The sequence below is a fragment of the Rathayibacter sp. SW19 genome (assembly GCF_030866825.1).
GTDB lineage: Bacteria > Actinomycetota > Actinomycetes > Actinomycetales > Microbacteriaceae > Rathayibacter_A > Rathayibacter_A soli.
The window spans coordinates 3,203,133-3,220,854 of record NZ_CP133020.1 but is presented as its reverse complement, the minus strand read 5'-3'; the positions used below and the strand labels follow the sequence as shown (position 1 = coordinate 3,220,854).

Below are 17,722 nucleotides of genomic sequence, written 5' to 3'. Positions count from 1 at the left end.
CAGATAGCACCGTAGCGTCGGAATCACCGGGCACGGCGCTCGGTCGAGACGGCCACGTAAGTTCGTCCCGCGAACACCTGGCCGACTCGCCAACAAAACCGCAGTGCCTGTGAGCACGCGGGGTGGGAGTGGTTGTGGCCGCGACAGGTACCCGAGCACCGAACAGCAACACAGCGCCAATCAGAAACACAGCGCCAACCAGCAACACAGCGCCAACCAGAACAGGCGAGAGGCAGACACACAGCACAGCGTCAAACGCCAGCGAGAGCACGATCAAACAAACCGAGCGTACCTATGTGTTGGATACCTCGGTTTTGTTGTCCGACCCGCAGGCGATCTTCCGGTTCGCCGAGCACGATGTTGTCATTCCCGTCGTGGTGATCAGTGAGCTCGAAGGCAAGCGCAACGATCCGGAGATCGGATACTTCGCCCGGCAGGCGTTGCGCAACCTCGACGATCTGCGCGAGCAGCACGAGCGACTCGACTTTCCGATCCCCGTCGGCCAGGGCGGTTCGTTGCGCGTAGAACTCAACCACTCGAACATGTCGGTGCTGCCGAGCGGCTTGCAGCTCGGCGACAATGACTCGCGGATTCTGGCGGTGGCACAGAATCTGGCCAACGACGGCCTCGCCGTCACGGTGGTCTCCAAGGACATGCCATTGCGCGTCAAAGCCGCATCTATCGGCTTGGCAGCCGAGGAGTACCGCGCTGAACTCGCCGTGGATTCCGGCTGGACCGGCTTGGCCGAAATCACCCTCGGCTCGAACGACATGGCGCTGCTCTACGAGCAGGAGACCATGACTTCATCGCTTGTTGCAGAGTTGCCGATCAACACCGGGCTCGTCGTACATTCCGATCGGGGGTCTGCACTCGGGCGGGTAACCGGTGAACGCGAGTTCAAGTTGGTGCGTGGTGACCGTGACGTGTTCGGGTTGCATGGCCGTTCGGCCGAGCAGAGACTGGCTATCGACCTGCTTCTCGACCCCGAGATCGGCATTCTGTCGCTCGGCGGACGAGCCGGAACCGGAAAGTCTGCGCTGGCATTGTGTGCCGGCCTGGAGGCCGTGCTGGAGCGGCAACAGCACAAGAAGATCATGGTGTTCCGGCCGTTGTATGCGGTCGGCGGGCAGGAACTCGGCTACCTGCCCGGGGACCAGGGCGAGAAGATGAACCCGTGGGGGCAAGCGGTGTTCGACACGTTGGGCGCCCTGGTCTCCGACAACGTGCTCGAGGAAGTGCTCGAGCGCGGGATCCTCGAGGTGCTGCCGCTGACGCACATCCGTGGACGTTCGCTGCACGATGCGTTCGTGATCGTGGACGAGGCACAATCCCTTGAACGCAACGTTCTTCTGACGGTGCTCAGCAGGGTCGGGCAGAATTCACGTGTCGTGCTCACCCACGATGTTGCGCAGCGGGACAACTTGCGCGTTGGCAGGCATGACGGTGTCGCGAGCGTCATTGAGACGCTGAAGGGGCATCCGCTGTTCGCTCACATCACGCTGACACGGTCTGAGCGCAGCGCGATTGCGGCGCTCGTCACCGAGATGCTGGAGGGCCCCGAACTGCTGAACTGACGGCGCCGCCCCCTGTGGATAACTTTGACGGACGGATGCCGCCCGGCGCTAGTCTCGTCGCATGACGACCGATCGGATGAGTCCTGGCAGTCAGCCGCTCCGGCGTCGGGGCGTGGATGCGCTCTGGCAGGTTCCCGTAGCGGCGGCACTTGTTGCGATCGCCGCCGTATCGGTGGGGATTCGCCCTGAGTTGGTCGGATTCCTCTATCTGGCGTTGGTGAGCTCCGAATTGTGTCGCACTGACGTTACCCAACGGCGGCTTCCGAATGCGCTCGTGGTACCCGGATACTTCGCGACGGTAATCGGATTGGCGTTCGGCTGGCTGCGCACAGGAGTGCCCCCGGTGACCGCCGTCCTCGCCGGAGCCGGCGCATTCGCGTTCCTGTTGTTGCTGAGCGCGGGCGGGGGCATGGGAATGGGCGACGTGAAACTCGGCGGCCTGCTCGGCCTCAATCTCGGAGTGCTCGGTGTGGCCGCCGCCGTGGCGGGGCCGACAATCGCTTTCGTGATCGGTGGGCTTGCCGGTGTTGTCGCGCTGATCCTGCCGGCCTCCGGCACGCGTATTCCGTTCGGTCCGTACCTGCTGATCGGGTTCTGGGCCGCGAGCGCCCTGCCGATGTTCGGGATCGGCTGAACCCGATTAGCGAAGCCCGGGCCGGGCTAGTTCGGGTGCGTCATCGAGAGCACATCGAGGGCGGAATCCAATTGCTCGATGCTCAGCTCGCCGCGGTCGACGAAACCGAGCGCGAGCGTCGCCTCACGCACAGTGACCGCGTTTGCCACGGAATACTTCACAATTTTCGCAGCCTGCTCGTAGCCGATGATCTTGTTCAGCGGCGTCACGATCGACGGGGAAGATTCGGCCAGCGCGCGCGCTCGTTCGATGTTCGCCTCAAGGCCGGCCACGGTCTTGTCAGCCAGCACCCGCGCTGAACTCGTCAGCAGCCGGATCGACTCCAGCAGTGCAGTGCCCATCACGGGGATCGCCACGTTCAGTTCGAACGAGCCGGACGCCCCGCTCCACGCAATCGTTGCATCGTTGCCGATGACGCGCGCGGCAACCATGAGCACAGCCTCCGGGATGACCGGGTTGACTTTGCCGGGCATGATCGACGAACCGGGTTGCAGGTCGGGCAGGTGAAGCTCGCCGAGCCCGGTGTTCGGGCCGGAACCCATCCAGCGCAGGTCATTGCAGATCTTCGTCAGGCTCACCGCGATGACACGCAGTGCACCGGATGCTTCGACCAGCGCATCGCGGTTCGCTTGCGCTTCGAAGTGGTTGCGGGCTTCGGTGATCGGCAGCTCTGTTTCGGCTGTGAGCAATTCGATGACCAGCTGCGGGAATCCGAGCGGTGTGTTGATTCCCGTGCCCACTGCGGTGCCGCCGAGGGGTACTTCCGCGACACGATGCAGCGTGCCCTGCACGCGTTCGACTCCGAGCCGGATCTGCGACGCATAGCCGCCGAACTCCTGACCGAGGGTGACCGGAGTGGCATCCATCAGGTGCGTACGGCCCGACTTGACCGCGTCTTTCCACAGCTCGGCCTTCTCCTCGAATGCCACAGCCAGGTGGTCGAGGGCGGGGATCAACTCATCAATCAGCGCGCTGGTCACGGCAACGTGCACCGAGGTGGGGAACACATCGTTCGAGGACTGCGACGCATTGACGTGGTCGTTCGGATGCACCGGGCTGCCCAGACGCTGCGTCGCGAGGGCAGCGAGCACTTCATTCATGTTCATGTTCGAAGACGTGCCGCTGCCGGTTTGATACACGTCGATCGGGAACTGATCGGCGTGGCCTCCGTCGATCACCTCGTCGGCGCTGGCAGCGATCGCCTCGGCGATGGCCGTGTCAAGCACCCCCAGCCGCGCATTGGCCAGGGCCGCCGACTTCTTGATCCTGGCCAGTGCGACGACCTGGGTCGGCTCGAGCCGTGTTCCCGAAATCGGGAAGTTCTCCACGGCTCGCTGTGTCTGAGCACCGTAGAGGGCTGACGCGGGCACCCGCACCTCGCCCATCGTGTCGTGTTCGATGCGATATGCGCCGTCGTCGGCGTTGTCCACCACGATGTGTTCCATTTCTCCTGAAGCGGGCGTCGGGCCTAGCTGAGGCCGACTTTGATGTCCGCAACCACGCGCCCATGATGAAGCTCGTAGTTGCCGCTGACAATAGCCAGGTTACCCTCAGCCACTGCGTGGCTGATGATCTCGGACTGCTCCAGCAACTGCGAAACGGTCGTGCGCAAGTGCTGAAGTCCGACCTCGTGTGCGTCGACCGTGGCGGGGTCGATTGCAGCACCCGGTGCCGTGTGGGTGACGGTGCGTACAGCGGGAACGATCGGTGCGATCAGATGGGCGATGTGCGGGGGCAGGGGCGCGGCATCCGCCGCCTGCGACTCGATCGCCGCACGCACACCACCACAGGAGTCGTGCCCGAGCACAACGATCACGGGCACAGACAGCACCGCGACGGCGTATTCAAGCGACCCGAGCACGGAGTCTGAGATGACCTGCCCGGCATTGCGGATGACGAATGCGTCTCCGAGACCGAGGTCGAAGATGATTTCTGCGGCCAGGCGCGAGTCGCTGCAGCCGAAGATGGCCGCGATCGGATGCTGTGTGACCTGCGTTTCTCGTCGCCGCTCGACATCCTGACGTGGGTGCTCCGGTGTGCCGTTGACGAATCGCTGGTTGCCGTGCTCGAGTGCACTCCACGCTTGTTCAGGATTGAGACTCACTGACTGCCTTTCTGATGGTTGGCCTTGATTTGCGCCGCAAGCGACTGCGCGACCGTGTCGAATTCGCTGGGCTTCGCCGTGCCGAGGAGCACATACGTACTCGCTCCAGAGGCGGCGGTGAGCGCATATTCGACATTACCGACATCCGCCGCGCTGTTGCGATTGTCGTAAACCGTCCAGGTGACTCCATCAATGGTGACCGCACCGGTTCCGGTGGTGTCCTCGAGCAATTGAGACAGCCAGGTGTCGTTCGCGCTGAACCCTTGCGTGAACCCGATGTACTGCCTGCTCGGCGTGATCAGTCCCACGTACCACGAATCGACGCCGTTGCCATCCGCTGTGCGCAGTGCGGCAGAATTCGACGTCCACGCCTTCGACAACTTCGGAACGGCGAGCGGGTCAGGCTCAGAACCCTGCCCCGTCGCCGCGATCGCCGCGAAGTCGACGTTCGTCTCAGACAGCGGCGTGGAGCGCGGGACCATCAGGATGATCACGGCGACGATTGCCAGCGTCGCCAGCAGCGAGTACACGAGGTTGTTGACAGTCTGCCGCGATCGATGATTTCGGGAGTTCAGGGCTGTGCGCGCCGCCGTTTCCTGGGGTGTCTCCGGTCGACCGAGTTCGGCGACGATGGGCGCGCGAGAATTGTTGTCGGTCATCCGTTCGCTGTGCCCTCGGCTGCCACTGCGCCTGCCCGAGCGGCATCGAGTCGTGCCTTCGCTCCGATCAACCATTCCTCGCAGCGACTGGCCAAAGCCTCGCCGCGCTCCCAGAGTGCGATCGACTCCTCCAGTGTCGCGGAACCCTGCTCGAGCTGCGCGACGACCCGCACGAGTTCATCGCGCGCTTGCTCATAGCTCAAGTCCTGGGTTGGCGCGTCGTCGGATGGCACTTCAGGTGCGAGCGGTGTTGCGGTGTCGTTCGACGGGCCGGGCATGGCCTCTATTCTATTCGCGCGCCTTGGCGCCGGCTGAGATCGCGCCGAGAGCTCCATCGGCAACGGTCACCGTGAGCTCGGTACCCTCTGGGGCGTCGTCGCTGCGCCGCAGAACGCTGCCGTCAACGGTTTGCACGATGGCGTATCCGCGGTCGAGGGTGCCCTGTGGAGACAACGTTCGCAGCCGAATCGTGAGCTTCTGTGCGTCGCTTTGAGCACGCTCGAGCGCGCGGCTGGCAAGTTCTGCACCGCGAGCGACGAAACGTGTGAGCTCCTGGGCTCGCGTGTCTACGATCCACGCGTTGTCTGCAAGGGCGGGACGAGAGCGAAGCTGGCCCAGCCGATCGATCTCGTGACCGATCAGGCCCGTCAGCCGCGTGCGCAACCGCGTGCGCGCTTGCTGAACGAGCACCAGTTGCTCCGCGACGTCGGGCACGACGCGCTTGGCGGCATCCGTCGGCGTTGACGCGCGCAGGTCGGCGACATCATCGAGCAGCGGGCGATCAGCCTCGTGCCCGATCGCACTGACCAGGGGGGTCACACACGCAGCCGCGGCTCGCACGAGCGACTCGTCGCTGAAGCCAAGCAGATTCTGGAAGTCGCCTCCGCCGCGCGCAACGATGATCACATCGACCTCAGGATCGGCATCGAGGGTGCGGATGGCTGCGGTCACCTCTGCAACGGTGCGCTCGCCCTGCACCGCGGCGTACACAACCCGGAAGTTCACGGCCGGCCAGCGCAATTGCGCGTTGCGCAGAACGTCTTTCTCGGCATCCGAATCTTTGCCGGTGACCAGGCCGATGCAGTGCGGAAGGAACGGCAGCGGCTTCTTGCGGCTGGTGTCGAACAGACCCTCGGCCTTCAACTGGGCGCGCAGTCGTTCCAGCCGTTCCAGAAGATCGCCGAGCCCCACGTGACGCATCTCGAACACCTGCATCGAGAGGGTGCCGCCCTTGACCCAGTAATTCGGTTTCATCAGGGTGATCACCCGGTCGCCCTGCTTCAGATCGGCGGGCAGTCGACCACGCACGGACGACCAGATTGTGAATCCGACGGTGGCGTCTTGGCTCAGATCCTTCAGTTTTCCGTAGACGTTGCCGCCGGAGACTCCCCACTGCACGATCTCGCCCTCGACCCATGCTGTGCCTAACCGGTCGATGTAGGCCTTGATCTTGTTGGCCAGGACAGCGACCGGCCACGGTGCCTCCACGGTGGGGGGTGCATCCGTCACGTTCGTCGCCTTCCCTGGGCCGGCTGGACTGCGTTGGTCAGGTCGCGCTCGCCGTAGACTTGACGCGTGAGCGACACGACTATCAGCCTTCCGACCCCGGAAATGCCCGGCGCTCGGGCCAGGCTCAAGGATACCCCGGTGTCCGGACACAAGCGGGTGCTGCTCGCCGCGCCGCGCGGGTATTGCGCCGGTGTCGATCGTGCCGTTGTCGCCGTCGAAAAGGCTCTCGAAAAGTTTGGAGCGCCGGTCTACGTGCGCAAGCAGATCGTGCACAACGTGCACGTTGTTTCGAGCCTCGAGCGGCAGGGCGCGATCTTCGTCGACGATGTCGACGACGTGCCGGTGGGGGCGCACGTGGTGTTCAGCGCTCACGGCGTCGCGCCGTCCGTGGTGCGATCCGCCGCCGATCGCGGTCTCCAAGCCATCGACGCGACCTGCCCGCTGGTCACCAAGGTGCACCGCGAGGCCGTGCGTTTTGCCAGAGACGACTACGAGATCCTGCTTATCGGCCATGAGGGGCACGAAGAGGTCGAGGGAACCGCGGGTGAAGCACCGGAGCACGTGACCCTGGTCACCAGCCCGGATGCGGTTGACACCCTTGTCGTGCGTGATCCGGAAAAGGTCGTCTGGCTGTCACAGACCACTTTGTCCGTTGACGAGACCATGGAGACCGTGCGTCGCCTGCGCGCACGTTTTCCGAACCTGCAGGATCCGCCCAGCGATGACATCTGCTACGCGACTCAGAACCGTCAAGTGGCGATCAAGAAGGTCGCAGAGGAAGCAGAACTCGTCATCGTGGTTGGGTCGGCGAACTCCTCCAACTCTGTTCGACTGGTCGAGGTGGCACTCGAGCACGGAGCCAAGGCTGCGCACCGCGTCGACTATGCCGCCGAGGTGAAGCAGGAGTGGCTTGAGAATGTGAACACCGTCGGAGTGACCAGCGGGGCATCCGTGCCTGAGGTGCTGGTGCGCGAACTACTCGCCGAGCTGGCAGAAGCCGGCTACGGCGACGTGCAGGAGATCAAGACGGCAGAGGAAGATCTCATGTTCTCATTGCCGAAGGAATTGCGTGGAGACCTGACCGGAGCGCGGGACGATCGTGCCTTGGGCGGCCGCAGGAAGGCCAGCGCGCGATGAACGAACCGGATCGGCGGCCACGACCGCAGTACGGCGAGTACGCCTCACCGGAAGAGCAAAAGGCGAGCATTCAGGTGCCCGCCGAACGCGCGCACGACGAATCGGTGCCGATCGCGCGTGCCACACCGATCGCGCACGAAAACGCGGGGCACGGGCATCCTGTCGATGGGCAGCCGGGTTTCTCGCAGCGTGCGCCTGGCGCTCCGGGGACCGGCAGTGCGCGGCTGACGTCCGCGCATTCCGGAGACCGGATCTTCGCCATCGCCCTGTTGGCGCTGGGACTCCTGAATGTCGTGTTCACCGTGCCGGGCCTGTTTGACCTGTCGAGCACCATCAACGCGACTTTTCAACAGATGGGCGTCGGATCGTTCACGCCGACACCCCTCGCGCACGCACTTGGCATCGCCTTGGCCGTGTTCTACATCGTCGCCTGGATCGGCACCCTGCTTTTGACGATGCCGCGCCTGCGCACCGGTCGGGTCGCGTTTTGGATTCCGCTCGTAGCAGGCGTTGTCGTGACACTGGTCAGCATGATCTGTTTCCTGATCCTTTTTCTCGGTGACCCGAGCTTCGTTGCATACATGACGAAGAACGTCTGACGCTGGTTTCCGCGACAATCTGCGCGCTGGCGATACGCTGGAGACAACCCGAGAGGAGCCGCCTGTGCGCGTCGGAATTGCCCGTGAGTCTCGTGCGGGCGAACGCCGCGTTGCCGCGACTCCTGAAACCGTCGAACAACTGGTGGGCCTCGGCCTGGATGTGAGGGTCGAGTCCGGTGCTGGGGAATGTGCCGGTTACCCCGATTCCGCCTTTAGCAAAGCGGGCGCGAGGATCGCCGAACGCCTGGTCGTCGAAGACCTCGACGTGCTCGGCCACGTGCGGCCCCTCGACCCGCAGCTGGCCGGACGGCTGCACTCCGGCGCGATCACCATCGGCCTTGCCTCGCCCGGCACCGAATTGGAAACGGTGCGCGTGCTCGCCCGCGGTGGTGTGACTGCATTCGCGCTTGAGCTGGTGCCTCGCATCTCGCGCTCGCAGTCGATGGATGCGCTCAGCTCGCAAGCGCTCGTCTCCGGCTATCGCGCGGTGCTGGAGGCAGCCATCCGCTTTCCGCGGTTCTTTCCGCTCTACATGACCGCGGCGGGCACCATCCCACCGGCCAAGGTACTCGTGCTCGGCGCAGGCGTCGCCGGCCTTCAGGCGATCGGCACCGCGAAGCGTCTTGGTGCGCGGGTGTCAGCCAACGATATCCGGCCATCGTCGGCCGAGGAGGTGGCCTCCATCGGCGGCACGTTCATCTCGCTGGACGTCACAACGGCGGAGACGGCCGGCGGATACGCGCGCGAGTTGAGCCAGGATCGCGGTGCGCGCCAGCGAGAGCTGCTTGCTCCGCATGTCGCGTCATCCGATGTGCTGATCACCACGGCCGCGATTCCCGGTCGCGCTGCCCCGCTTCTGGTCACGAAAGAGATGGTGGCGGCGATGCGCCCGGGTTCCGTCGTGATCGATCTGGCTGCGGAATCCGGCGGGAATGTCGAGGGTGTCATCGCCGGGGAGGACGTGCTCGTGCCGGTCCAGGACGGCCAGGTCACCGTGGTCGGATTGGCGGATGCCCCTTCCGCGGTCGCGACGGACGCCTCGCGGCTGTATGCGAAGAATGTCGCCAACCTCTTGGCGCTGATGACGACGAATGGCGTGGTCGCACCCGACTTCAGTGATGAGATCGTCGCGGCAACCTGCCTGACACACGACGGCGAAGTGCGGCACGCGCCGACCGCGGCGGCACTGGCAGAGGCTGCGGACGGTGCCTTGGTGCCCGGCGAGACGCAGCGTGACGACGTGCATGAGACGCGAGAAGACGATCTGCATGAGGCGCAGGAGCGCCCCGCGAACGAGGAGGACTGATGGATGCTGTGACGCTCTTGACGGTGGTCGTGCTGTCGGTGTTCGTCGGCTTCGAGGTCGTCTCGAAAGTGACGAGCAAATTGCACACTCCGTTGATGTCTGGTGCGAATGCGATCCACGGCATCATCCTGGTCGGAGCGATCATCGTCGCCGGCCAGACGAGCAACCCGTGGCTGCTCGGCATTGCGTTGGTGGCGGTCGTGCTGGCCACAGCGAACATGGTCGGCGGCTTCGTTGTCACTGACAGGATGCTGGAGATGTTCCGGGGCAGAAAGCCTGTGACAAAGCCGGCAGCCGCGCCCGGTGCGGCGGTCGGCCCGGTCGCCGGGCAGGCAGCTGGTCAGGTCGCCGGCCCGGCACCGAAGAAGGATGACGCCGAGTGAGTCTCCTGCCGCCGGAGTGGGCCGCGCTGCTCGACCTGGTCGCCGCCGTTTGCTTCATCGTCGCGCTCAAGGGGCTGAGTTCGCCGCGCAGTGCACGTCGCGGTAATCTGATCGGGGCCGGCGGCGCTTTGCTTGCGGTGCTCACGGTGTTCTTCTCGACCCGGCTCGTGAACCTTCCGTGGATCCTCGGCGCAATCGCGCTGGGCGCACTGATCGCCGTACCGATCGCACGGCTCGTGAAGATGACCCAGGTTCCGCAGCTTGTCGCCGGCTTCAACGGAGTCGGCGGCGGGGCGGCCGCCTTGGTGGCTGTGCTCGAACTCGGGCATTCCCCGAATCCGTGGGTGCGCCTCGCTGTCGTGTTCACCATGCTGGTCGGTGCCGTGTCATTCTCCGGGTCGGCCGTGACGATCGGAAAGCTTCAGGGCATCATCAGCGGGCGACCGCTGATGTTCGCCGGGATGCGCTGGGTGATGACCGGCGTGCTGGTTGCCTGCGTCGTGTCGGGCGGCATCGTGATCTGGTTCGGTGCGTGGCCGTGGGCAGTCGTGCTTCTGGTCCTCGGCCTCGGTGCGGGCCTCCTGCTCGTGCTGCCGGTCGGTGGTGCCGACGTGCCGATCGTTATCTCCCTGCTGAACGCGTTCACGGGCGTCGCGGTCGCGGCATCCGGAATCGTGCTGGCCAATGTGCTGCTCGTCGTGGCCGGCACGCTCGTGGGCGCCAGCGGAACGATTCTGACGAAAGTGATGGCGGCCGCGATGGGTCGCGGGCTCACAGGCATCCTCTTCGGAGCGTTCCGGGGCGGTTCGAGTGCGGGCTCGACCGAAGTCAGCAACCGCCCCGTGCGCACCTCAACCACGCAAGACGTCGCCGTGCTGCTCGGTTACGCGCAGCGCGTCGTGATCGTGCCCGGCTACGGGCTGGCAGTGGCACAGGGACAGCACACTGTTGCGGAACTTGCCGCCGAGCTCGAGTCGCGCGGGGTCGAGGTGGAGTACGGCATCCACCCGGTCGCCGGCCGCATGCCCGGGCACATGAACGTGCTGCTCGCCGAGGCGAATGTGCCATACGAGTCACTCAAAGAACTTGACGAAGTCAATCCGGAGTTCAAGAACACGGATGTGGCACTCGTCGTCGGCGCCAATGACGTGGTCAATCCGGCGGCGAAGTCGACGCCTGGTTCACCGATCTACGGGATGCCGATCCTCGAGGTCGGGCAGGCGGCTCAGGTGGTGTTCCTGAAGCGATCTATGCGTCCAGGGTTCGCCGGCATTGAGAACGAACTGCTCTACGACCCGAAGACCACGCTGCTGTTCGGAGACGCCAAGGACTCGCTGGCGAAGGTGCTCGGGGCCGTCAAAGCTCTGTAATGGTCACAGTGCTGTAATGGTCACAGTGCAGTAATGGTCACAGTGCGGTAATGGTGACAGCGCAGTAGCGGCTCGCTGTCAGCGTGGCTACTTGCCTGACTGGTCGGCTGAGCCGAGTTGCTGGGCGGCCTCGATGACGCGCTGCGCCATTGCCGTCTCTGCGACCTTGCCCCAGGCGCGCGGATCGTAGACCTTCTTGGTTCCGACCTCGCCGTCAACCTTGAGCACGCCGTCGTAGTGCGTGAACATGTAGCCAGCGATCGAACGGGTGAACGCATACTGCGTATCCGTATCGACGTTCATCTTGATGACACCATTGCTGACGGCTTCTGCGATCTCCTCAGCGCTGGAACCGGAGCCGCCGTGGAAGACCAGGTCGAGCGGCTTCGGCCCGTGGCCGTATTTCTCGGCCAGGCCGGCCTGGATCTCGCCGAGCAACTCGGGGCGCAGCTTCACGTTGCCGGGCTTGTACACGCCGTGCACATTGCCGAACGTCAGCGCGGCCATATAGCGGCCGTTCTCGCCAAAGCCGAGCGCATCGACGAGTTTGCTCGCGTCGTCGAGCGTCGTGTAGAGGTGCTCGTTGATCTCGTGGCTGACGCCGTCCTCTTCGCCGCCGACGACACCGATCTCGACCTCGAGGATCGCGTTGATCGCCTTCGTGCGCTTGATCATGTCCTGCGCAATTGTCAGGTTTTCCGCAAGCGGCACGGACGAACCGTCCCACATGTGCGACTGGAATATCGGACCCCGGCCCGCCTTGACCTCTTCTTCACTCGCCGCGATCAGCGGCAGGACGAAGTCCTCGAGGGCGGGCTTCGGGCAATGGTCAGTGTGAAGGGCCACCGTAATGGGGTAGTTCTTGGCGACCTCCGTGGCGAACTTCGCGAACGCGATCGCGCCTGTGGCGCGCGCCTTCACGGTCTGGCCCGCGAAGTAGTCTGCGCCGCCTGTCGTCACCTGGATGATGCCGTCGCTGCCTGCTTCGGTGAGGCCCTGAAGCACCGAGTTGATGGTCTGCGACGACGATACGTTGAACGCCGGGTAGGCGAACCCGTTCTTCTTCGCTTTGTCTAGCATCTCGGCGTATTGGTCCGGGGTTGCGATGGGCATGGAATCTCCTCGAGCGTCGTGCAGTGAACGGGGCCAAGTCTAGTCAGCAGCGAGCGTCAGCGCCCCCGGTGGTCGAGTAGCGAGCCCCAGCGAGCGTATCGAGACCCCCGTAGAGCAGGTCACGGGGTCTCGATATGCCTGCTCGCTGCGCTCGCGGGCTACTCGACCACCGAGGGGTTACGCCAGCTCGCTGCGCTCGCGGGCTACTCGACCAACGAAGGGTTACGCCAGCTATTGCGCGGGATCAGGCACGGGTGTTCGGCGCGCCGGATTCCGCTGGCTCAGCGCATCGCCGTCGGTAGACTGGGCGAGTTGGCAGTGTTGCTTCGACTGAGGTTTCCTGCCGCGTGTCCGCACAGCATTCGACCCTTCAGGAGGACTCACGTGACCAACACCGACACCGCGTCGCTCTATTTGCACCCCGACCGCAACCTCGCACTCGAGCTGGTCCGTGCCACCGAGGCGGCGGCGATTCGCGCCGCACCGTGGATCGGCAAGGGACGCAAGAACGATGCCGACGGTGCCGCCGTGGATGCGATGCGCACATTTCTCGGTACCGTCAATTTCGACGGCGTCGTCGTGATCGGCGAAGGGGAGAAGGACAACGCCCCGATGCTGTACAACGGCGAGCACGTCGGCAATGGCAGAGGGCCTTCGTGCGACATCGCCGTGGACCCGATCGACGGAACGTCGCTCACGGCGGCGGGCCGGCAGAACGCGCTCTCCATGATCGCGGTGTCCGATCGGGGCAGCATGTACGACCCGTCGGCCGTGTTCTACATGAACAAGATCGTGTGTGACGCATCGGGAATCGGGGTCATCGACATTCGCAAGCCGGTCGCGGAGAATATCCGTGCACTTGCGAAGGCGAAGGGCAAAGAGGTCGGCGAAATGCGGATCGCCATCCTCGACCGGCCGCGCCACACCGAGTTGATCGACGAGGTCCACTCGGCGGGAGCAGGCACCCGATTGCTCCTGGACGGCGACGTCGCCGGCGGGATCAATGCCGCCCGCTACGAGTCATACATCGACATGTGCGTCGGGGTCGGCGGCACGCCCGAGGGCATCATTACCGCGTGCGCGGTGAAAGCGCTCGGCGGCCTGATCCAGGCCCAGTTGCGGCCGAAAGACGACGCGGAGCGACAGCGGGCCATCGACGCAGGGCATGACCTGGATCGCGTGCTCGAAGCCGAGGACCTGGTCAAGGGCGACAACACTTATTTCGTCGCCACCGGCGTCACCAACGGTGAACTCGTGCGCGGAGTCGAACGCAAGGGTCCGATCATTCGCACCGAGTCCGTCGTTCTTCGCTCGAAGTCGGGCACTGTTCGCCGGGTGGTCGCAGACCACCTCGTGGAGAAGTGGCTCTAGTCTCGCGCCGTTGACTGCGACTAGGCAGATTGCACGAGCCGTTGATTGAGGAGCGAGCGCCAGCGAGTGTCTCGAAATCGTTACTACAGCAGGGCTTGTGGGCGCTGTCCTGAAGAGTGAGACAAGAGCAACTCGAAGGGAATCCCTCGCTCATCGGATTCCGGGGCCAGCGCAGGAACTGAACGGGAGTGACTGTCATACGTATCATGCAACGGGGTGCCGGTGGCCGAAGCTGGGCTGTGAGCGACGGCGCGACTGGGGCTGCTGAATTCGATCATGTTGACGATGAACAAGCGACCGAAGAGGCGCGCAGCGTTTGGCGCTCAACCGTGGTAATAATCCCGCGCTTCCAACGGCGCATCCGCACCGAGGCTGAAGTGCCGATTGGGGCCCGAGTCAAGCGCCGCCGGATCGCGGCCGCACACGCGGTCCACGAGGCGCCACACTGGCGCTGCAAAGACGGCGCGACGCGATGCGGTGACCACCTGCGATCGATGGGATTTCAAGAGCTTTAGCGCGCTCGGGAATGGCCTGTCAAGAGACGAGTACACGCTGCGGTTGATCAATCCTGCCCCCAGTTTGGGGTGCAAGCACTCACGTCGATAGCGGGAGAGCAGTAATCTCCGAAGAACACAAACGCATTTCGGAGGAACCTTGGATTTTATCGAACGCCTCAATGCTCTCGCCACCAAGGTTCGGAATCAGAGCGGATTCATCCAGACCGAAGAAGCCACCAAGAATGCATTCGTCATGCCATTTCTGGCAACCGTTCTCGGATATGACGTGTTCGATCCTCTCGAAGTCGTGCCGGAATTCACAGCCGACATTGGGCTGAAAAAAGGTGAGAAGATCGACTACGCAATCATGCGGGACGGCGAAGTTCAGATCCTCGTCGAATGCAAATCGTCGACGATACCGCTCGACTTGGAACACGCGTCACAACTCTTTCGATACTTCGCCGCCACCAACGCTCGGATTGCGCTTCTAACAAACGGGCAGGTGTACAACTTCTACACCGACCTCGACGCACCAAATCGGATGGACGACAAGCCGTTCCTCGTTCTCGATCTAGCGGAGATCGATCCTGTGCTCGTCGCGGAGTTGTCCAAGCTGACCAAGGACACGTTTGACCTTGATTCCGTCATCAGCGCCGCTGAAGAACTCAAATACGTCAGCCAGATCAAGCGTGCAATTGGCGCGGAATTCCGAGATCCATCCGATGACTGGGTCAAATTCTTTACGTCGCGTGTCTATCCGGGCTCGTTCACGCAAAAGGTCCGCGAACAGTTCACAGGCCTTGTCGCAAAAGCTGCATCTCAGTACCTCAATGACCAGGTCAACGGACGGCTAAAGACGGCGCTGGGCACAAATGAGTTCACCTCTGCTGAAGTCAGTGACGACCCGAAGCCTCATCAAAGCAGTGACGCGGTCGAAAATGACGCGCGTCACAATACCGACATCGTCACCACTCCAGACGAGCTCGAAGGGTATGCAATTGTCAAAGCCATTGGCTGTAGCGAAGTGAAACCTGAACGCATCGCCAGTCGGGACGCGAAGTCCTATTTCGCGATCCTCCTCGACGACAACAATAGGAAGCCCATCGCGCGTCTTCACTTTAACCAGAGTATGCAGAAATACGTCGGAGTCTTTGACGCCGACAAGAATGAGACGCGGCACCCGATTGCAACATTGGATGAGATTTACCGGTATGCGGACACGATACGCGATTCGATCAGAGGTCACTTGTAGCGCATCGGCTGCGCTACGCAGGGGTAGCCCGTAGATCAACATCAAACTTCAGACGTCGCGACATCAACAGCTGGAGGCAACGTTGACGAGGACATTGATCCCCGTCGCGTGTGCTTGCCGGATGACAGCGCGTTCTCATCGGGCCCCGAATTGACACCGTGAAACGTGACCTCAACACGTAGGACGTCGTCCAAAGGCTCTATTTGTTGGTCGTGCTTGCCGGGCCATCCTCGGGTGTCGTCGTCAGTTCGAATGCAGTGAGCTCGCGCGGTGCCTCCTCGATGCCGGGCAGGGATCCGAGCACCTTTGACTCGTCCAACACGCCCAGCTTGCGCGCGCTCGGCAGCACTTGGCGTTCCAGCGAGCCGACGAACGCGTTGTAGTCTTTGACGCTTCGCTCAATCGATCTGCCCAGCTTTTCCACGTGTTCAGACAGCTTCGACAGGCGCGCATAGAGTTCGCGGCCGACATCGAACAGGGTCTTCGCGTCTTCGGTGAGCACGTCTTGTTGCCAGCTGAACGCGACTGTCTTCAACACCGACCACAGTGTGACCGGGGAGGCCAGTGCGACCCGTTTGCCGAACGCGTAGTCCATGATGGCCGGATCGGCCTCCAGCGCACTGGAAACCAGCGATTCGCTCGGGATGAAGGCGATCACCAACTCGGGCGAAGCATCCAGGCCGTTCCAGTACGCCTTTCCGGCGAGCGCGTCGATGTGCGAACGCAACGCCTTCACGTGCGCGTTCAGCAACTGTTCGCGTTTCGCGCCCTCTTCACCGGTGGCGGTTGCCGGGATCTGGCTGGCTTCCAGGTACGAGTTGAAGGGCACCTTCGCGTCGACGGCAATATTCTTGCCGCCGGGCAGATGCACGACCATGTCGGGGCGCCCGGCACCGGCATCGGAGTTGATGCTCGATTGCAGGTCGAAGTCCACCCGTTCGATCAACCCGGCCGCCGCCACCACGTTGCGCAGCTGGGTCTCGCCCCAGACCCCGCGCGTGCTGTTGCTTTTCAACGCGGATGCGAGCGTTTCGGCCGTGCTGCGCAGGCGCTCCTCCGATTCGGTCGCCGACTTCAACTGCTGGCTCAGCTCACCGTGCTGACGGCTGCGCTGGGATTCGAGTTCGGTGACCGTGTTCTGCATTGTGCGCAGGCTCTCCTGCACCGGGGTGAGCGCCTGAAGTACTTTGCTCTCAGCGCGGTCGCGTTCCCGCCGGGCGTCTTCATCCAGGCGTTGCCGTTCGATCTGCTGACGGTTCTGCTCCTGCAACCCGGTGACTTGCTCGCGCAGCGCGCGCGTCGTCGCCTGGGCAGCCGAGAGTTCGGCCGCCAGCTGGCCGGCGGCGGATGCGGCTGCACCGCGGGCATCCGCCAGAGCCACCTGATGTTGTGCCTCGAGAACCGCCGGATTCAACTGCGGGTCGGTGCTCGCCCTGCGGCGCGCGAGCAGGGCGGTGACGAGCGCACCGAGAGCGGCGCCGACCAGAAGGCCGATGATCAAGGCGAGTACCGGGTCCATGTCGATAGTCTGTCAGCGACCGCTGACACTGCGTGGTGGTGCCACGTCGTATGCTGCGCGTCGCGCGGCGGCGCTCAGGCAGCGTCGGCGCTCAGGCAGCGTCGGCGATGGCACCGATGTGCCCGAGGTGCACGGCCACGGCATCCGCCAACTGAGCCATCGATTCGGCGCCATGCCGCTTGGCCGCATGCACCATGATCGCCGCGCACGCTTCCGAGTCGGCGAGAGCGTCGTGGTGATGGAAGTCTTCAAACCCCGCTGCCATCGCAGCGACGGGCAGGCGGTAGGAGTCCAAATGGTAGGTCCTGCGCGCGACCTGCAGGCTGCACAGATAGTCGAAACTCGGGCATGGCAGTGCCGTCGCCGCGCACGCACCGCGGATCACGCCCATGTCGAATCCGGCGTTGTGCGCCACAAGGATGTCGCCGTCGGCGAATGCGACAAGTTCGGGCAGCTGTTCGCGCCAGCCGACGGCACCGAGCACGTCCTCGGAACGGATGCCGTGGATGCGCGTGTTCCATTCGAGGAACTCATCGTGGCCTGCCGGTGGCTGGATCAGCCAACCGACCCGGTCGACGGCCTTGCCGTCGCGCACCTTCACCAGCCCCACGGAACACGCCGATGCGCTGCTGGAGTTCGCGGTTTCGAAGTCGATTGCGGTGAAGTCCAGGGGCACGGGTCCATGTTCTCACGTC

At 63.8% G+C, this 17,722-nt stretch carries 17 protein-coding genes; 9 read left to right on the top strand and 8 right to left on the bottom strand.

Annotated features, from left to right (window positions below; translation table 11 throughout):
• The first annotated feature begins 272 nt into the window (after positions 1 to 272).
• Entirely contained in the window at positions 273 to 1,574 is a 1,302-nt protein-coding gene (locus tag QU604_RS15080; RefSeq protein WP_308468935.1) for an RNA 5'-3' helicase PhoH2, read from the top strand.
• A gap of 61 nt (positions 1,575 to 1,635) precedes the next feature.
• Positions 1,636 to 2,208 (top strand): prepilin peptidase, encoded by a 573-nt coding sequence (locus tag QU604_RS15075; protein ID WP_308465440.1) that lies wholly within the window; start codon positions 1,636 to 1,638, stop codon positions 2,206 to 2,208.
• 26 nt (positions 2,209 to 2,234) lie between these two features.
• Here QU604_RS15075 and QU604_RS15070 read toward each other — a convergent pair whose 3' ends face one another.
• The 5 genes from QU604_RS15070 to xseA are packed head-to-tail and all read right to left on the bottom strand — an operon-like array spanning position 2,235 to position 6,480.
• A complete protein-coding gene (locus tag QU604_RS15070) occupies positions 2,235 to 3,653 on the bottom strand; it encodes a class II fumarate hydratase (protein WP_308465439.1) in 1,419 nt (472 codons plus the stop codon).
• A gap of 23 nt (positions 3,654 to 3,676) precedes the next feature.
• Positions 3,677 to 4,312 carry a carbonic anhydrase gene (locus QU604_RS15065; protein WP_308465438.1) on the bottom strand — a complete coding sequence of 212 codons (636 nt, stop codon included), beginning with the start codon at positions 4,310 to 4,312 and terminating at the stop codon, positions 3,677 to 3,679.
• Positions 4,309 to 4,971 (bottom strand): DUF4245 domain-containing protein, encoded by a 663-nt coding sequence (locus QU604_RS15060; RefSeq protein WP_308465437.1) that lies wholly within the window; start codon positions 4,969 to 4,971, stop codon positions 4,309 to 4,311. The genes QU604_RS15065 and QU604_RS15060 overlap by 4 nt, the downstream gene beginning before the upstream one ends.
• On the bottom strand, positions 4,968 to 5,249 hold the full coding sequence (locus tag QU604_RS15055) for an exodeoxyribonuclease VII small subunit (protein WP_308465436.1): 282 nt from the start codon (positions 5,247 to 5,249) through the stop codon (positions 4,968 to 4,970). Before QU604_RS15055 ends, QU604_RS15060 begins: the two co-directional genes overlap by 4 nt.
• A 10-nt stretch (positions 5,250 to 5,259) precedes the next feature.
• Complete coding sequence (xseA, locus tag QU604_RS15050; RefSeq protein ID WP_308465435.1) at positions 5,260 to 6,480, bottom strand: exodeoxyribonuclease VII large subunit; 1,221 nt, start codon at positions 6,478 to 6,480, stop codon at positions 5,260 to 5,262.
• 102 nt (positions 6,481 to 6,582) lie between these two features.
• On the opposite strand from xseA, the gene QU604_RS15045 reads away from it, so the two are divergent.
• The 5 genes from QU604_RS15045 (at position 6,583) to QU604_RS15025 (ending at position 11,275) form a co-directional block, all read left to right on the top strand.
• Entirely contained in the window at positions 6,583 to 7,617 is a 1,035-nt protein-coding gene (locus tag QU604_RS15045) for a 4-hydroxy-3-methylbut-2-enyl diphosphate reductase (RefSeq protein ID WP_308468934.1), read from the top strand.
• Positions 7,614 to 8,216, top strand: a complete 603-nt coding sequence (locus QU604_RS15040) for a DUF6264 family protein (protein WP_308465434.1) — start codon at positions 7,614 to 7,616, stop codon at positions 8,214 to 8,216. Before QU604_RS15045 ends, QU604_RS15040 begins: the two co-directional genes overlap by 4 nt.
• A gap of 64 nt (positions 8,217 to 8,280) precedes the next feature.
• The gene (locus QU604_RS15035; protein WP_308465433.1) at positions 8,281 to 9,522 is read left to right on the top strand and encodes a Re/Si-specific NAD(P)(+) transhydrogenase subunit alpha; all 1,242 of its coding nucleotides are present in this window, start codon (positions 8,281 to 8,283) and stop codon (positions 9,520 to 9,522) included.
• Positions 9,522 to 9,905 (top strand): NAD(P) transhydrogenase subunit alpha part 2, encoded by a 384-nt coding sequence (locus QU604_RS15030; protein WP_308465432.1) that lies wholly within the window; start codon positions 9,522 to 9,524, stop codon positions 9,903 to 9,905. Before QU604_RS15035 ends, QU604_RS15030 begins: the two co-directional genes overlap by 1 nt.
• The gene (locus QU604_RS15025) at positions 9,902 to 11,275 is read left to right on the top strand and encodes an NAD(P)(+) transhydrogenase (Re/Si-specific) subunit beta (RefSeq protein ID WP_308465431.1); all 1,374 of its coding nucleotides are present in this window, start codon (positions 9,902 to 9,904) and stop codon (positions 11,273 to 11,275) included. The genes QU604_RS15030 and QU604_RS15025 overlap by 4 nt, the downstream gene beginning before the upstream one ends.
• A gap of 87 nt (positions 11,276 to 11,362) precedes the next feature.
• On the opposite strand, the gene fbaA is transcribed toward QU604_RS15025, so the two are convergent.
• Positions 11,363 to 12,388, bottom strand: a complete 1,026-nt coding sequence (fbaA, locus tag QU604_RS15020) for a class II fructose-bisphosphate aldolase (RefSeq protein WP_308465430.1) — start codon at positions 12,386 to 12,388, stop codon at positions 11,363 to 11,365.
• Between the two features lie 384 nt (positions 12,389 to 12,772).
• Here fbaA and glpX point away from each other — a divergent pair, with 384 nt between their 5' ends.
• Complete coding sequence (gene glpX / locus QU604_RS15015) at positions 12,773 to 13,759, top strand: class II fructose-bisphosphatase (protein ID WP_308465429.1); 987 nt, start codon at positions 12,773 to 12,775, stop codon at positions 13,757 to 13,759.
• 654 nt (positions 13,760 to 14,413) lie between these two features.
• Positions 14,414 to 15,508, top strand: coding sequence for a type I restriction endonuclease (locus tag QU604_RS15010; RefSeq protein WP_308465428.1), 1,095 nt, complete (start codon positions 14,414 to 14,416; stop codon positions 15,506 to 15,508).
• Positions 15,509 to 15,707: 199 nt separating this feature from the next.
• Here the strand turns inward: QU604_RS15010 and QU604_RS15005 are convergent, their stop codons facing one another.
• Positions 15,708 to 17,027 carry a DNA recombination protein RmuC gene (locus tag QU604_RS15005; protein ID WP_308465427.1) on the bottom strand — a complete coding sequence of 440 codons (1,320 nt, stop codon included), beginning with the start codon at positions 17,025 to 17,027 and terminating at the stop codon, positions 15,708 to 15,710.
• 91 nt (positions 17,028 to 17,118) lie between these two features.
• Positions 17,119 to 17,703 (bottom strand): exonuclease domain-containing protein, encoded by a 585-nt coding sequence (locus QU604_RS15000; RefSeq protein ID WP_308465426.1) that lies wholly within the window; start codon positions 17,701 to 17,703, stop codon positions 17,119 to 17,121.
• Positions 17,704 to 17,722: the final 19 nt, after the last annotated feature.

What these genes read in the sequence shown, in the direction of transcription:
- QU604_RS15075 (WP_308465440.1), top strand. Translation starts at nt 1,636, where the DNA reads ATGACGACCGATCGGATGAGTCCTGGCAGTCAGCCGCTCCGGCGTCGG.
- QU604_RS15070 (WP_308465439.1), bottom strand. Translation starts at nt 3,653, where the DNA reads ATGGAACACATCGTGGTGGACAACGCCGACGACGGCGCATATCGCATC.
- QU604_RS15060 (WP_308465437.1), bottom strand. Translation starts at nt 4,971, where the DNA reads ATGACCGACAACAATTCTCGCGCGCCCATCGTCGCCGAACTCGGTCGA.
- QU604_RS15055 (WP_308465436.1), bottom strand. Translation starts at nt 5,249, where the DNA reads ATGCCCGGCCCGTCGAACGACACCGCAACACCGCTCGCACCTGAAGTG.
- QU604_RS15045 (WP_308468934.1), top strand. Translation starts at nt 6,583, where the DNA reads ATGCCCGGCGCTCGGGCCAGGCTCAAGGATACCCCGGTGTCCGGACAC.
- QU604_RS15040 (WP_308465434.1), top strand. Translation starts at nt 7,614, where the DNA reads ATGAACGAACCGGATCGGCGGCCACGACCGCAGTACGGCGAGTACGCC.
- QU604_RS15030 (WP_308465432.1), top strand. Translation starts at nt 9,522, where the DNA reads ATGGATGCTGTGACGCTCTTGACGGTGGTCGTGCTGTCGGTGTTCGTC.
- fbaA (WP_308465430.1), bottom strand. Translation starts at nt 12,388, where the DNA reads ATGCCCATCGCAACCCCGGACCAATACGCCGAGATGCTAGACAAAGCG.
- QU604_RS15005 (WP_308465427.1), bottom strand. Translation starts at nt 17,027, where the DNA reads ATGGACCCGGTACTCGCCTTGATCATCGGCCTTCTGGTCGGCGCCGCT.